Here is a 15,088-nt window from a genome sequence, read left to right as displayed (position 1 = left end):
TTTATTTAAATTGTGTATTTTGAAAATTGAGTTCTTACAGTTTTAACTTCTTTTACGATAGCATCTACATCAAGAACCATTTCCATCATTCCGCACTGCTCATCATAAACTGCTGCATCGCATTGATCCTTAACTTCTGGCTCAACAACGTGATATACAGCCAATCCTAAAGCTATTCCAGCAAGTGGTCCAGCATAAGTTGGATCTCCTGCAGCTACTGTTTCCGCGGATAATCCTGAAGCCTCAGCCTCAGCTCCACCTATAATTACAACTACATTTTCAGCACCATGCTTTTCAGTAAGGTCTTTAACTCTTTGTTGGATCTCCAGATCCATAGCACCTGCAGCTGTTCAAACGAAGCATTCTGTTGATGCAAATATTACTTCAGCACCAGCTGATTTAGCACAGTCTTCTATAGCTGGTCCTGGAATTCCGTCTCTATCGCCAATGGCAATTACTTTTTTACCCTTTAACATGATATCCTTCCTTTCATAACAAATTATTATTTTGGTGTAATGTATTGTTTGTTATTATAATCTTAGTAACCCTTTGCAGTTAAATAGTTAAAGCCGACTTCTGAAGTTGCTCCAGTAATAACCTGAATTTCTGCGTTAATAGAGCCATCCTCTCTTAAGCTTCCTACATATCCGCCTGCTATTATATTAGCAGCTTCTGGGTGTCCTATAACCTTTTTCATTGCTGGAAGTGTTACTACTTCGTTAGCATTTCCACCCGTTACAACTGCATCTCCTTTTGGAGTTGAGTCTGCAAGTGATTGAGAGCTTCCGTCTCTTCCTGCATATTCATCAGTAACAAGTACTGTCTTTATCCCTTTATCGGTTATCTTGTTGCAGTTCATTACTAAATCTGCATCAGGATTTCCAAAGCCTTCTTCAGAAATTATAACTGCATCAGCTCCTAAGAATTCAACAAGCTTAGCTGTCATATCAGAAGATCTTTGCTTATCAGCAAGATAAACGTTTTCGTTAGTTATAATGCAACCTAAGAAATTGAAGTCCTTTCCATGTCTTTCATAAAGATCTTCAATAATAGGCTGATTTAAGTGAACATACGTTGGGTTCTTATCGCAAGCTGATACGCAGTTACCGCTAACAATTGCACCATCAAATACTTCTGTTGGATAAATGTAAGTAGGTATTATCTTCTTAGCATCTACACCATATACATAAGTGTCGTGTAAAAGGCCTTGAGTTTGAAGCATATATACGTAAACTACCTTCGGAAGCTCTGGGAATTCATTAACCTGTTCAAGTAATGGTTTTGTTTCATATACCTTTACCTCATCTGGTTCTACATCTTTACCAGCTTTTCCTAGGTAGGTTGCAGCCTTGAAGCCTACCATTCTTACAGCCTCTTCATGCTCATGCTGAAGCACTCCATCTTTTGGTTCGCATATAATAACTAGATTGTTAGTTTTTGAGAATGGTGTGTATTTAGCTCCTTCACCACTCATATCTATTATACCCTCTTGGAAACCAACTATTTTACCAGTAGTAACAACAGCTGCTCCTTTGAGCACATGAGTTCTTCCAGAACCAACGGTATCAACCTTGTTTATAAAGCCAGGGAAAATACCACCTTTTCCTTCAACCTTGACTCTTGGCTCAATAACATCTTTTACAGGAATTATTCTAGTTTCCTCACCAGGCTTTGCTAAATCAAAATCAATGGACTGAAGTCTTTCATCTCCACCAATTTCCTTTAATAACTCTTCTTTGTTTACATAAAGAACTCCATTGTCAACTTTAGTTTGTGGTCCAAATTGTATATCCTTTATATAAATTTTCCCAAGTTCTAGACGCAAAGCGGTCACCTCCTATATTTTTAAATTTATATTTAAGACTTAAATCTTTTGTAAGATAGTCCTAATTACCGTAAAATAATTAGTTGATAATTAAAGAGTGTCATAAACTTCCTTAATAAAGTTTTCAACGTCAGATATTGTTTTTAATTTATCTGGTGTAGCTATGTGAGCTCTCTCACCATTCTTGTAGATTATCATAGTTGGAAGTCCTAAAACTTTTTGTGATATAGCAAGTCTTCTAGCACTTGAAGTGTTTAAACTAGCAAACTTTATTTTATCTGAATACCTGTGCTCTAATTCATGAACCCCTGGCATAAGCTCTATGCATATTTCACATTTGTCCCCCCAGAAGTCTACAAATACAGGCTTTTCAGTATAATTAATAACCTCAGCATCAAAATTATCTTTGTTTAATTCTAACATCTTAAAATCCTCCTTGTTTTGTAAAATTTATTATTTATGTATCAATACAACAATATAACAAGTTAAAAAGTTATATTGTTATATTGTTATATTGTTATAATTTTTAACTTGTTATAAAATATTAAACATGAAGCTCATTAAATTCATTTTCAATATAATGCTCTGCATTTGTTGCAGCTATAGCTCCATCAGCAGCAGCAGTAATAACTTGCCTTAGAGATTTTTGTCTTACGTCACCAGCAGCAAAAACTCCTGGTATGTCAGTTCTCATTTCTTCATCTGTTAATATATAACCTGCTTCATCTAATTTTATCTTACCTTTGAAAAGTTCTGTTATTGGAAGATAGCCAACGAATACGAAACAGCCATCAACCTTAAGATCACTTAACTCACCAGTTTTTACATTTTTTATAACAAGACCTTCAAGAATTTCATCACCTTTAGCTTCTTCAACAACTGAATCATATATTATTTCTATCTTAGGATTATTAAATACTTTGTCTTGTATTGATTTAGCTCCTCTAAACTGATCTCTTCTGTGAATGATTGTTACATTTTCTGCAAACTTAGTCAGATATATAGATTCAGTTAAAGCTGAATCCCCTCCTCCAACTACAGCCACATCAAGTTCAGTAAAGAAGTCAGCATCGCAAGTAGCACAGTAAGAAACCCCTTTACCTCTTAGTTCTAACTCATTCTTAAAGCCAGCAAGCCTTGGATAAGCACCTGTAGCTATTATTATTGTTTTAGCTTCATATGTTTCCTTTTGACCTATAACTTTTTTAATCTTTCCGGAGAAGTCAACTTCTATAATCTCATCCTTGGCAAACTTGGTGCCAAATTCTTCAGCTTGTTTTCTCATTCTTTCAATTAAGCTAGGACCTGTGCAGTCTTCTAAAGAACCTGGATAGTTTTCAAGCTCGTCAGTGGTAGCTGTCTGTCCTCCAAACTTAGATCTTTCAATAAGTAAAGTATCCATTTTTGATCTCGCACCATAAAGTCCTGCTGAAAGTCCTGCAGGACCACCGCCTATTATTATAGTATCGTAAATGTGTGGCATAAAAATTCCTCCTTAATATGTGTTAAGCTTATCTTTTTATTGCATTATAAATAATATCAAAATCAATAAGCATAAAATCCTCTAATATTTTTTCAGTCCATTTTGGTAATCCAAAGTCCTTCAAAAACTTTTCAGTTGTACTAATACTGTTTTCTATTAAATCCAAGGATTGCATGTCAATAATATTATTCCTATCCTTCGATATTATAACCGTCCTATATGGTATTTCATTTGGTTTAATACTGCTCACTAGAGGATGTGTTAAAAGTCTGTGATTTAAATGTACGTAATCTCTAGCTTTTCTAAAAACCTCTAAAACGTTTCCATCTATATATTCAAGTTTATAGGTGGTTTCACATTTTTCTTTACACATAGGATTGTTAGTAACTATTATCAGCGGTTCAATCATCACTTTACCTCTCATATCAAATAGGTTTTCTGGAATTTTTTCAAAACAAAAAGACAGAAAACAAAAGCCCTTTGACCCTTGCACTCTGTCTTTATAACCTGAGAGATTTACTCCTTCGGTGCAATGCTTTAAACAAGCATTATGCTTTCCAGAGGTATGTCCACTTCCGGTACTTTTGCCTGAGAGCTTCACAGAATACGGGTTATTCTGCTTATTCCTTCGGCTATCTATATAGTTTAAACTGACAAATCTTTTTTAATTCGATTAGAATGTTGTTATTTCTACATCTTTATCAAGCTTAAGTTAAGATTTGTTTTGTTTTCTATATGGACTATCTCCCGAAAATATCATCCATCCAATATATTATTACCAAGTATTTCATTATTTATTGGAATAAATTTCGTTCTGATAATATTATATATTAAATATTTTAAAAATGCTATAACTTTTTTGAATTTTTAGTAATCAAATTGATAAATTTTTGACGCTAATATTTCAAAATCAATACTCTTCTATAAAGAAAATACCGCAAGCCCCTGTGCCAGAATGTGTCCCAACAACACAGCCAACTTCGCATTCTATAAATTCAGCACATCTTTCAGTCATATTTTCAGTTAAAGCTTCTCTAACATCTTTATTTTCTACCTGTAGAATTATGGAAGTCTCATCTTCCTTAATTCCTTTTTTATCTACATAATCTAAAATTGTTTTTGCTGCTTTTTTGCTTCCTCTAACTTTGTCCATTAAAGCTAATTCCCCATCTTTAATCTCTAATATAAGCCTTATTCCTAAAAGATTCCCTATCATCCCTGCAGTTTTCGAAAGTCTTCCACCTTTAACAAGATTTTCTAAGCTTTCAAAAGCTAAAGCACTTTTAACATGTGGAATAGATTCCAATATCTTTTTTTCAATATCTTTAGCAGCCATGCCTTGATCTTTTAGCTTGCAGGCTTTTAAAACCAGAAGTCCCAAGCCAGAAGTAACATTTAGACTATCTATGACTACTATATCTTCGCTTTCCAACATATCTCTTGCAATACATGCAGATTGGTAGGTTCCACTTAATTTCGATGAAAGATGAATAGATATAATTTTATAACCCTGGTTAATATATCCATTAAAGCAGTCATGAAATCTTTGAGGATTTATCTGAGAAGTAGTTGGGAATACTTCACTGGCTTTCATTTTTTCTAAGAACTCATTAAACTTAATATCTATGCCATCTAAATAGGATTCATCCCCAAAATGTACGGTAAGCGGCAGTACTTCAATATCATATTTTTTTATTATCTCCATAGGCAAATCTGCAGTACTGTCAGTTATTATTTTTATTTTTTCCATCTAACCTTCTCCCTTTATTTCATATTTGGAAAGCTCATTTGTCTCATTGCTTCATAAGCAACTATTGCTACTGTATTAGAAAGATTTAGCGAACGAGTACTTGTCTGAAGCATAGGAACTCTAATTAAGGCTCCATCGTTGCTGTTTCTTATGTATTCTGGAAGCCCAGCAGATTCTTTTCCAAATATAATAAAATCATTTTCATTATATTGCACTTCTGTGTAAAGCTTACTGCCTTTTGTGGTTGAAAAATAAAATGTTCCATTCTTATATTTTTCTTTAAAGGCTTCATAGGATTCATGTATTTCCATATCTAAATACTGCCAGTAATCAAGCCCTGCTCTCTTCAAATGTTTTTCATCAAGGCTAAAACCTAGAGGCTTTATAAGATGAAGCTTTGAGTTTGTAAGCACGCAGGTTCTTGCTATATTGCCGGTATTTTGCGGAATTTCAGGTTCAAATAGTACTATATTTAAGTTCAAGTTAATTGCCTCCTAATGTTAAAATTTACTACAACATATTAATATTATCCTATAAATTTGTTTTAGTAAAGAGAGACTAATTGAGTACAAATTTCTCAATAGCTTTCGCAACACCATCATCATTATTTGTATCAGTAACGTAGTCTGCTATTTCCTTTACTTCATTCTCACCATTTCTCATTGCCACTCCCATTCCTGCATACTGAAGCATGGATATGTCATTTTCATTATCTCCAATACACATAATCTCTTCTCTTTTAAAGTCATAGAACCCAGCTAAAACTTCAACGGCTCTCCCTTTTGAAACTCCACTTACCATAGCTTCAATGTTGTTGCTAGCAGAGCTTACTACCTCCAGTTCCTTTAATTTCAGTAAATCTCGCTTCGCCTTTATAATTTTATCAGAATCCTTATCGATGCAAATACATTTTAAGATCTCATCTTCATATTCCATTAATGTCTTATCCCATTCTTCTATAACTTTAATATTTATCTGATTGTGTTTTGGCAGAGTCTTATTTATTTTTACATAACCATTTTCAGGATCAAATCTTTCCATAAACACTGTATCGCATGTATTAAAGTAAAAAGTTATGTTATGTTTTTTATATACCTCAAGAATTTTTTTAGAGTTTTCATAACCTAATACTGACTTATATATAACCTTGTTTTTATCTTTTTCCCTTATATATGCACCATTTGAAGCTATAACAGGCACTTCTACACCAAGCATATCAGCGTAGAATCTTGCTGAAGTAAACAACCTGCCTGTGCATACAGTAACTTTAACACCCTTCCCATGGGCAAGCTTAATAGCTCTAAGATTTCGCTGGCTCACTTCCCCTCTGCTATTTAAAAGTGTACCATCCATATCTAAACATATTAATTTGAACATTCTTCATTTCCTCCTGTGAATCTGATTTATTATATTTTGATTATAACAAATGTTCTACTTATAAACAAAAAACACGAGAATTACCTCGTGCTTATATTTGACTATATAACTACTTTTATTCAGCAGAAAAATAATTGGAAACACCTTTTGTAATATTTATACCAAAATTTTTCAATACTTCATCTTTCATAAGTTTACTTCTATCCTCATAATTACTTATAAAGCCTAGTTCCAGTAAGACACATGGAACTTCTGAATTTCTTAAAACAGATAAGCTTTCTCTGGCTATTCCTCTATCTTCCCAGTTATCATTTTTAATAAGTTCCTTCTGAATAGTTCGTGCAAGTTTTATTCTTTCATCCTTTTGAAAACCATTAACATCATAATAATAAGCCGAAACTCCCTTATATTTATCTATTTTATTACTATTAATATGAACAGATACAAATAAGTCTGCTGAAGCTTCATTAGCTATTTTAGCAATTTGGTTTAAGTACAAGAGTTCATCCTTTTCTCTTGTTTTTACAACCTTAAAACCGTTAAACATTAGCTCCTCTGATGTGAAATTTACAATTTTAAGAGTTATATCCTTCTCGAAGAGGCCATTATAACTGGCACCTTTGTCTTCCCCGCCATGGCCTGCATCTAGTACCACAGTGGCTCTAAAAGGTTTTTCTTCTTTTGCTATTAGCACAACGATTTTTTTAGCGTCATTGCTGTCTACATTAACAAAGTTATTTTCATTATAGGCCTTTTTTATTTTAATCATTAAGTTATTTGAAGAATCATCATAGTAAATATCTTTGTTTTCAGAGGATTCCTCCACTTTAATGTTCAGCTTTTTTATTTCATCCTTTTTAAGACTTATGTCTATATATTCCTTGCCTTCTTCCCACTTAACCAGTGAGTTATTGCTTTTACAATCTATTATATATTTTTTGAAATACTTGCTTTCTGAGTAAGTTATACTTCCATCCTTATCACCAGCTAATACCTTATAGTTTAAAGCAATCTTTTGTTTTTTAGAAATAGTACTATCGTTCGACAAACGTTTATTAATTGCGAAAATCAAGTTCAAAAACATTAACAAAAAAACAATACACCACAGTCCAAACCTTCTTTTGTTTTTAACTCGTACATTCATAGCTTCCCCTTAAACTCCCCTATTACATGATTATAGCTTGTCTTTTTTTAATAATATAACAACCTATCAAAAAAATCAATTTTTACTAAGCACATATTTTTATTAATTGAACTTTCATTGATTAAATTTCACTGCAGATAAAATCAAATTTAAAATGCCCATGGAGTTTAGTTCCATGGGCATCAACATAATTAAATTTGGTGCGGATAACAGGAGTCGAACCTGCATGGTTTCCCGCCAGAACCTGAAACTGGTGCGTCTGCCAATTCCGCCATATCCGCTAAAATTATTTAAGTCTTATCTTTCTATATAATACCATAATTTTTTTAAAAATCAAAGGTATTTTATTAGAAAAATAATACTTTTTTAACAGATATCTTAGGGTAGGTTGCTGTCTTTTTATGTATTCCTCAATAAAATTGTAATAAGCACTCTTATCGTACTGAACAGGAGCCTTACTGCCATAGTATTCCCTGTAAGCTAACTCAGCTACCTCCTTAATTCTTTCTGACAGATTAGCAGGCATTTTCTCTAGCGCTTCCAATTCGGGTACATATTCAGATTGATTATACCCTATAACTGAAAGTCGATCCAATGAATATTTATATAAGGGAATAATACTCTGATTGTTTATAATAAAAGTTTTCCTTCTAGAATATATCAAAAAAATCACTGTATTTACGAAAACCAAAACAGATAAAAATTTAATAATCTTTAATAGTAATGGTGGAACGACCAAGCCATATTTAGTAACTGATGAAGAATATTCATTACTAGCATCCTGAGGCTTTTTAGGAATATCAATATTAGGTTCCACTTCCTGCACTGGGTCAGGCTTTTGTTCTAGCTCTGCCTCTTTTTCCTCTTGGTGTATTGCTTCAACTGCATAAGGCACCGCATCTACTGTATACCAGATACCTGTATTCGTATCCTCTTTATATAAGACTTCCGTCCAAGCATGAGCATTTTCGTTTCTTACTACATAAAAGTCATTCTCGTCTTTCTCCTGACCCATATTAAAGCCCTCTACATATCTAGCAGGTATGCCAGCTATTCTACACATTATTGTTTCAGCTGTGGCAAAGTAAGTACAATATCCTTTTTTTTCTGTGAAAAGAAAGTAATCCAAGAACTCCTGACCTTCTGGTATAGAGCTAACCTTTAGTGTGTAAGGAAATGCTTTATTTAAATATTCTCTAATTGCTTGAACCTTTTGAAAATTAGTCTTTTTACCTTTTGTAAGGCTACTTACAAGATCATACACCCTTTGACTTATATTATCTGGCACTTGAAGATACTTCTTATAAGAGCTATTATAATGCTCATTATCAGTCTCTCTATATGATTGTGAAGAGTTTCCACTGTTAAGAAGCCTTGCTGCTCTACTATTTAAGTCGTAGAAATATACCGTATAAGGTTTTTCTATTATACCGCTGCTCATAAAAGTAGATGCTTCATCATAGAAAATATAATCCATGTCTAAGTTTACGTTGAAAGAAAGCATTGGGGTAAAAATAGTAGAACTGTTCAATTCTTCAGGATGAATCTCTATTTCATTGGTGGCATCTGCATAGTCTTTGGAAAATAAATCTACAAGCATTGAATCCTCAGGCCTTACTCTTGAAGTATATTTTTTTTCACTCTGACTCCAGGAGTATCCATCGTAAAAATCCTTAACGCTTCCTTTTAAATAGTAAGGCTTATCACTTCTTACTCTAAATGCAACAAGCTTATTTAAAGTTATGGGACCTCCAAGCTTTGTGCTTTCATAGCCTGAAAAAGATAAATCATACTTATACTTCTTTCCCTTTTGTTCTCCATTTTCAGCTCTATTACCAAACTTATTGTAAAATCTGCCTTGAATATCCGATCCATATTTACCTTTATAGCTTTGAGGCAGCAGATTTGAAATTCCCGCAATTATTAGGCTTAAAACAACTGTATATATAATTAGGCTGGTGCCTCTTATTCCAACTTTTATACCGCTTTTGGTTAACTTTTTTGTTTTTTTAACAAATTCATTAATACTGTATGTTACCAGAGTAATAAAAACATAAAGAAAAAGATATTTTTTTATTTCCTCTGTATAACCTAGATACCAAAGTGTTATCAGCATTGTAAGAATAGCTATGATAGTGAAATTAGGAAGACCTCGGGTTGTCAAATACATCATTATATAAGTTAAAACCGGAATAACTATAATGAATATAGGCAAATAGTTATTATAGTCAGTAGCTTTATTTTGTGCAACTAGAGAATTTATAATATTAAAATTCTCTATAATGTATTTACTAAACATAGAGTTTACGTAATCAGTTTTTGAAAAATAATAGAAGATAGTTACAGCAATAATTAATAAAACAACTCCAAGCTTCACTGATTTTTTTCTAACAGAACTAGTAATCCAGCAAAAAAGCATTCCGGTGAGTATCAGTGCTGAAATAAAGCCATAGTTTAAATTTTCTATCTTATAACTTATTTTTGCTAGTGTTACAACAAATAAAATATTTATGTATATTAACAGCATGTAGATTTTATTATTTTTAAGAAAGCTCATTTTCTCACCCTGCTTTCTTTTTTGTTTACAATCTCATTAAAGCTGCAGCAGTCTATACCGACCCTTTTGAGAATGTCTAAATTACTCAAATCATTCAACTCACTAGCACAATAAAATACAGTTATGTTATATCCTCTGTCCTTTAAAACTATAAGGATATCCTTTAGTTCTTTACTCACTCCAATACATATTATGCCTAACCAGCTTAGTTTTGGTATTTTAGTGGAATTTGAATTCAAGAATTTTGCAAAACTTTTCTCACTATCGCTTTTATGAGTGATAAAAAACTCCATAAGCTCTCCAAAATCATCTCTGCTGTCTATTTCAAACCGCCTTTCAATTGAAGCATTTATAAATAGTTTTACCTTTATTCCCTTAAGCTCCATATAATTTACTACTGATACACATAAATCTATTAGCTGTTCTTCAATCATTTCGTTATTGTCATTAAAAAAATTGTCTTTGCTCATATCAAGAAACAGATTGCTCTCTTCGCCTGACACTGTATCCAAATCTCTTACATAAAGCTCTCCATGCTTTGCGCTAACCTTCCAATTAACTCTTTTTAAGTTATCACCCTGATAATACTTTCTTATATCTTTTGTACTATACAAGTCTTCAATTGTAGTTTTGCTGCTAACTGCATTTTTAAAGATGTCACTCCCTTTTATCAAAAATTTATCCAATTCATATATCTTAGGATAAACCTTTACAGGAAAGCTCAAATTCATACTTTTACTCCGTTCAAATACTGAGAATAAATCACTAATACTCAAATTGATTTCTCCAAAATTATATATGCCTCTTGAATTAAACCGTACTATAGTTTTTAGCCACTTGCTTTCATCAATCCCAAGCCATACCGCATCACCGATGTATTTGGGACTTATCTTTGCTAGAGTTTTATTTTTTAAAACCACGTATGGAGCTGGAATAATTCCGTAATTTTTTATAATAGTTGTAAATTCATGATTGTCTCCCGTACAGTATACAGCTTTATTAAATTTTAGCTGCACAATTATATTCTTTGGTTTAAACAGGATGTATAGCAAGCTGATTAAAAAAGTCAGAAGTAGACCATGAAATATCCTATACGGAAGGTTACCTCCCTGAACTAAAGCAAATATATAAGAAAAAAACATAAGTACTATATATTTAATGTTCATCTTAAACATTTTACTTCACCTTTGGCACTGATACAGTTTTTAAAATATCTATAATTACTGAATTACTATCATAATTGCTTGCTCTTGCAAGTGCGGAAACACTCAACCTGTGACTAAGTACTAGTAGAGCATTTTCTCTTACATCCTCTGGGATAACGTAATCTCGTCCATTGATTAATGCAGATGCTTGAGCAACTCTTAGCAGAGCCAGAGAAGCCCTTGTGCTGCTTCCTAGAATTAAATATTTATTATTTCGTGTTGCATCAGCAATGCTTGCTATGTATTCGTTTATTTCATCTGTAACATAAACATTTCTAGCCTGTTTTTGAAGTTCTAATATATCTTCAACCCCTGCAACTCTTCCTATTTCTTCAAGAGGTTGATTGTTTCTATAAATCTTAAGGATATTGGCTTCATCCTTTCTATCTGGGTAGCCAATGCTTACTTTCATTATAAATCTATCCAGTTGAGCCTCGGGAAGTACAAAGGTTCCCTCGCTTTCAATAGGATTTTGGGTAGCTAATACAAAAAATGGTCTGTCAAGATGGTAAGTTGCATTTCCTTCTGAAACCTGCTTTTCTTCCATAACTTCAAGGAGTGCTGACTGAGTTTTAGGAGAGGTTCTGTTAATCTCATCCGCGAGAACAATATTTGCAAATACAGGTCCCTTTCTAAACTCAAATTCCATAGTTTTTTGATTGTATATTGATATTCCTGTTATATCTGAAGGTAATAAATCTGGTGTGAACTGAATTCTGCTGTAGGTTAAACTTAAAGACTTTGACAATGCTTTTACAAGTGTGGTTTTCCCTACCCCTGGTACGTCTTCAATTAATATGTGTCCGTCTGCTATGATTCCCTTCATAATATTATAAATCTCATATCTCTTACCAATTATCACCTTTTCAACATTATAGACAATATTTTTTATTAATTGCTGTGCATCCATAATTTTTACCTCCAGTATAAATTTGAAAATTTTAAATATATAACTAATATTATACTAAAAATAAATTTAATTCTACTATTAACTTTCATATTTTACATAATTTTGTTTATTTAAATATAAATAAAGACAAGCTTAATGCTTGTCTCATATTTCTATTGTTGTGGTGTTTGTTGAGTTTGTTCTGGTGCAGAATTTACTGTTGGAGCAGGTGCTTCAGTTTGAGGTTTCTTCTTTGTCCCCCTCTTAACTAGGCCATCAATCTTCTTATAGGTCTCATCTGAAACTGTTTCTTGACCAACGAATTTGCCATTTTCATATATTTTCTTATAAACTTTAACCTTATAGCCTATTGAAGCCTTTTGAACAGTTTCGGTCTGTCCTTCATACATATTTGGATCATCAACATACTTAATAGTTGGCTCTATTGTACCATAAGTTTCGCTAACTAAATCGTAGGTTTTTGCAGTGAGACTTTTATCTGAATAAACATTAAAAATTAAGGTATTACCTTGCAAATATCCATCTATATATATAGGATACTGAAGAGTATTTTTAAATTTATAGTCGATGTTTCCATAATCAACAGTTGCATCCATACCTAATCCTACATAATGAGATGGCAGTGAGTGATGTCTTCTTTCTGTTGCATTTATATTAGCTCTAATAACCGCATTGTATAAAGTTGAGGAAACTTGGCATATTCCCCCTCCTATTCCTGAGTCTAATTTATTATTTACTATTACTCCTGCTTCTTTGTATCCTCTTGCAGCTGTTCTTTGTCCAACAACATCGTTAAAGCTAAAGGTTTCACCAGGCATAAGAAGTTTTCCACTAATACTTTTGGTTGCTAACCTTATATTTTCAATTCTATTTGCGGTAGAACCAGAAAAGCTTGTACTAAATGTAGAAAATTTTGTATTTACTTTAGAAAGCTGTTCTGCAGTAACTGAAGCCTGTAAAACATCAATAGGAGCTTCCAAATCTAAATCTCCACTTATATCCCCATTTATTTTATTTATTATATCCTTCTCCAGTTTTTCTGCATCAAGCTTTGCACCGTTCTTTTCTGGAGTTACTGAAAACTTCCCAGCGCTAAATGCTAGTGTTGCATTAACAGGTGCTTTGTCTAGTTCCTTCTGCATGCCGGCAACTAATTCTTTAATTGGTTTAGCATCATAAGAAAATTTAAGTTCAATATTTTTAGGTTGTGGTGATTTAACAAGCTTATAGCCTTGAATAAAGTTATGTTCTTTTCCATAGGCAAAGGCTTGGTTAACTGCTTCTTCTATATTGTAGCTAGCATTCAGTTTTGCATAGTCAATAGTATAAAGCTTTTCCCCACCTTTAATAGTAAACTTTTTCTTTAAAATAACATCACCATATTTTTCTTTTAGTATTTTTGCAGCTTCATCCTTTGTTTTTCCCGATAGATTAATATCTTGTATAGCCACCTCAGGGTAAATAACCTTGGAATAATCCTTTACTGCATTATACATGTATCCACCACGCGCACCAACAGCTCCTCCAGTAACAAGAAGCAGTGAAACAACTGTAATCAACATTGTTTTTTTCTTCATATGTATCCCCTCTTTCTATTCACGTTAACATTATACTATAAAATATAATTGTTTTACATATATACTGACGTTTTTTATGTAATTTTGTTCAAAATTTAACTGGGTTATGGTAAAATAATTTCGAAAATATAAAATTAACTGCAAATTAAATATCAATATAGGAAGGTGAAGTTATATGAATTATAACAATGAAAAACTAAAGTATTATCTTGAAAGTATTTTAAACATACCAAGCCCTACAGGTTATACACACAAGATTATGGATTTTATAAAGTCAGAGCTAGATAGTTTAAAAGTTCCATATATCATAACTACAAAAGGTGCATTAATCATAAGCCTTAAAGGGAAGAATGATAGCTATCAAAGAACCTTTTCAGCACATGTAGACACTTTAGGTGCTATGGTTAAGGGAATAAAATCAAGCGGAACTCTTTCATTAACGCCAGTTGGTGGATTTATGATGTCTTCTATTGATGGAGAAAACTGTACTATAGAAACTTTAGATGGAAGAGTTTACACAGGTGCAATACATACCACTAAGCCATCTGTACATATTAGCGGTCAAGAAGCCACTGACCTAAAGAGAGTTCCTGAAAATATGGAAGTTGTGTTAGACGAAAGAATAAGTTCAAAAGCAGATACAGAAGCGTTAGGTATTAATGTTGGTGATTTTATATGCTTTGATGCGAGAACGGTTATAACTGAAAAAGATTTTATTAAGAGCAGACATTTAGACGATAAGGCAAGCGTAGCAGTTCTTTTATATGCAATAAAGCATTTAGCTGAAAACAATATAGGACTTCCTTATACTACAAATTTCTTTATAAGCAATTACGAGGAAGTTGGACATGGAGCTTCAGCATCTATACCTGAAAATACTAAAGAATTTATCTCTGTAGACATGGGTGCTCCTGGCCTTGACCAAAATTCTTCTGAGTTTGATGTCTGCATCTGCGCTAAGGATTCCTCAGGACCTTACGATTTAGAGTTAAGAAAGAAGCTTATAGAAATTTGCAATAAAAACAATATAGGCTACAAAATTGATATATATCCATACTACGGTTCAGATGCCTCAGCTGCTTTAAGAGCTGGATGGGATATGAAAACTGCTTTAATTGGACCTGGAGTATTTTCTTCTCATGCTTATGAAAGAACTCATTTGGATGCTGTTTTAAATACTTTAGATTTAGTAGTTAAATATTCACTAGAAAAATAAAGCATAAAGAGTACCATATGGTACTCTTTATCTATTTATAATTT

Annotated in this window: 14 protein-coding genes, 1 tRNA gene and 2 riboswitches; of the genes, 1 reads left to right on the top strand and 14 read right to left on the bottom strand. The window is 32.7% G+C overall.

The features are described 5' to 3' along the window. Window positions 1–5 precede the first annotated feature (5 nt). The 14 genes from grdA to NBE98_RS08305 form a co-directional block, all read right to left on the bottom strand. Window positions 6–476 carry a glycine/sarcosine/betaine reductase complex selenoprotein A gene (gene grdA / locus NBE98_RS08370; RefSeq protein WP_250814494.1) on the bottom strand — a complete coding sequence of 157 codons (471 nt, stop codon included), beginning with the start codon at window positions 474–476 and terminating at the stop codon, window positions 6–8. 62 nt (window positions 477–538) lie between these two features. Next, window positions 539–1,825, bottom strand: coding sequence for a glycine/sarcosine/betaine reductase component B subunit (locus tag NBE98_RS08365; protein WP_250814493.1), 1,287 nt, complete (start codon window positions 1,823–1,825; stop codon window positions 539–541). Between the two features lie 90 nt (window positions 1,826–1,915). Then, a complete protein-coding gene (locus NBE98_RS08360; protein WP_250814492.1) occupies window positions 1,916–2,248 on the bottom strand; it encodes a thioredoxin family protein in 333 nt (110 codons plus the stop codon). Window positions 2,249–2,369: 121 nt separating this feature from the next. Continuing rightward, window positions 2,370–3,308: a thioredoxin-disulfide reductase gene (gene trxB, locus NBE98_RS08355; protein WP_250814491.1), complete on the bottom strand. Its 939-nt coding sequence runs from the start codon at window positions 3,306–3,308 to the stop codon at window positions 2,370–2,372. Window positions 3,309–3,336: 28 nt separating this feature from the next. Then, window positions 3,337–3,717, bottom strand: coding sequence for a GrdX family protein (locus NBE98_RS08350; RefSeq protein ID WP_250814490.1), 381 nt, complete (start codon window positions 3,715–3,717; stop codon window positions 3,337–3,339). An 83-nt stretch (window positions 3,718–3,800) separates the two neighbouring features. Next, window positions 3,801–3,871, bottom strand: a riboswitch (glycine riboswitch). Between the two features lie 3 nt (window positions 3,872–3,874). Then, a riboswitch (glycine riboswitch) is annotated at window positions 3,875–4,068 on the bottom strand. A gap of 150 nt (window positions 4,069–4,218) precedes the next feature. Continuing rightward, window positions 4,219–5,058 (bottom strand): DegV family protein, encoded by an 840-nt coding sequence (locus tag NBE98_RS08345; RefSeq protein WP_250814489.1) that lies wholly within the window; start codon window positions 5,056–5,058, stop codon window positions 4,219–4,221. A 14-nt stretch (window positions 5,059–5,072) separates the two neighbouring features. Next, window positions 5,073–5,540 carry a tRNA (uridine(34)/cytosine(34)/5-carboxymethylaminomethyluridine(34)-2'-O)-methyltransferase TrmL gene (trmL, locus tag NBE98_RS08340; protein ID WP_250814488.1) on the bottom strand — a complete coding sequence of 156 codons (468 nt, stop codon included), beginning with the start codon at window positions 5,538–5,540 and terminating at the stop codon, window positions 5,073–5,075. Between the two features lie 76 nt (window positions 5,541–5,616). After that, complete coding sequence (locus tag NBE98_RS08335) at window positions 5,617–6,435, bottom strand: Cof-type HAD-IIB family hydrolase (protein WP_250814487.1); 819 nt, start codon at window positions 6,433–6,435, stop codon at window positions 5,617–5,619. A 115-nt stretch (window positions 6,436–6,550) separates the two neighbouring features. Beyond that, window positions 6,551–7,579, bottom strand: a complete 1,029-nt coding sequence (locus tag NBE98_RS08330) for an N-acetylmuramoyl-L-alanine amidase family protein (protein WP_250814486.1) — start codon at window positions 7,577–7,579, stop codon at window positions 6,551–6,553. 198 nt (window positions 7,580–7,777) lie between these two features. Then, window positions 7,778–7,860: transfer RNA gene (locus tag NBE98_RS08325), tRNA-Leu, on the bottom strand. Between the two features lie 5 nt (window positions 7,861–7,865). Continuing rightward, window positions 7,866–10,136, bottom strand: a complete 2,271-nt coding sequence (locus NBE98_RS08320; RefSeq protein WP_250814485.1) for a transglutaminase TgpA family protein — start codon at window positions 10,134–10,136, stop codon at window positions 7,866–7,868. Next, a complete protein-coding gene (locus tag NBE98_RS08315; RefSeq protein WP_250814484.1) occupies window positions 10,133–11,311 on the bottom strand; it encodes a DUF58 domain-containing protein in 1,179 nt (392 codons plus the stop codon). Before NBE98_RS08315 ends, NBE98_RS08320 begins: the two co-directional genes overlap by 4 nt. A 1-nt stretch (window position 11,312) precedes the next feature. Beyond that, window positions 11,313–12,251, bottom strand: a complete 939-nt coding sequence (locus NBE98_RS08310) for an AAA family ATPase (protein WP_250814483.1) — start codon at window positions 12,249–12,251, stop codon at window positions 11,313–11,315. Between the two features lie 152 nt (window positions 12,252–12,403). Then, a complete protein-coding gene (locus NBE98_RS08305; protein WP_250814482.1) occupies window positions 12,404–13,828 on the bottom strand; it encodes a VanW family protein in 1,425 nt (474 codons plus the stop codon). A gap of 175 nt (window positions 13,829–14,003) precedes the next feature. Between NBE98_RS08305 and NBE98_RS08300 the strand changes: the two genes are divergently transcribed. Beyond that, window positions 14,004–15,044, top strand: coding sequence for a M42 family metallopeptidase (locus NBE98_RS08300; protein ID WP_250814481.1), 1,041 nt, complete (start codon window positions 14,004–14,006; stop codon window positions 15,042–15,044). Window positions 15,045–15,088: the final 44 nt, after the last annotated feature.

It is taken from the genome of Clostridium swellfunianum (assembly GCF_023656515.1).
Lineage (GTDB): Bacteria > Bacillota > Clostridia > Clostridiales > Clostridiaceae > Clostridium_AT > Clostridium_AT swellfunianum.
Note: the sequence above shows the minus strand (reverse complement) of the source record. Positions and strands in the feature narration are given on the sequence as shown.

Bases quoted from the DNA above. Each gene is read 5' to 3' on its own strand.
- NBE98_RS08335 (WP_250814487.1), bottom strand. From the start codon at position 6,435: ATGTTCAAATTAATATGTTTAGATATGGATGGTACACTTTTAAATAGC.
- NBE98_RS08300 (WP_250814481.1), top strand. From the start codon at position 14,004: ATGAATTATAACAATGAAAAACTAAAGTATTATCTTGAAAGTATTTTA.
- NBE98_RS08345 (WP_250814489.1), bottom strand. From the start codon at position 5,058: ATGGAAAAAATAAAAATAATAACTGACAGTACTGCAGATTTGCCTATG.
- NBE98_RS08320 (WP_250814485.1), bottom strand. From the start codon at position 10,136: ATGAGCTTTCTTAAAAATAATAAAATCTACATGCTGTTAATATACATA.
- NBE98_RS08360 (WP_250814492.1), bottom strand. From the start codon at position 2,248: ATGTTAGAATTAAACAAAGATAATTTTGATGCTGAGGTTATTAATTAT.
- NBE98_RS08350 (WP_250814490.1), bottom strand. From the start codon at position 3,717: ATGATTGAACCGCTGATAATAGTTACTAACAATCCTATGTGTAAAGAA.
- NBE98_RS08310 (WP_250814483.1), bottom strand. From the start codon at position 12,251: ATGGATGCACAGCAATTAATAAAAAATATTGTCTATAATGTTGAAAAG.
- NBE98_RS08315 (WP_250814484.1), bottom strand. From the start codon at position 11,311: ATGTTTAAGATGAACATTAAATATATAGTACTTATGTTTTTTTCTTAT.
- NBE98_RS08330 (WP_250814486.1), bottom strand. From the start codon at position 7,579: ATGAATGTACGAGTTAAAAACAAAAGAAGGTTTGGACTGTGGTGTATT.
- NBE98_RS08305 (WP_250814482.1), bottom strand. From the start codon at position 13,828: ATGAAGAAAAAAACAATGTTGATTACAGTTGTTTCACTGCTTCTTGTT.
- trxB (WP_250814491.1), bottom strand. From the start codon at position 3,308: ATGCCACACATTTACGATACTATAATAATAGGCGGTGGTCCTGCAGGA.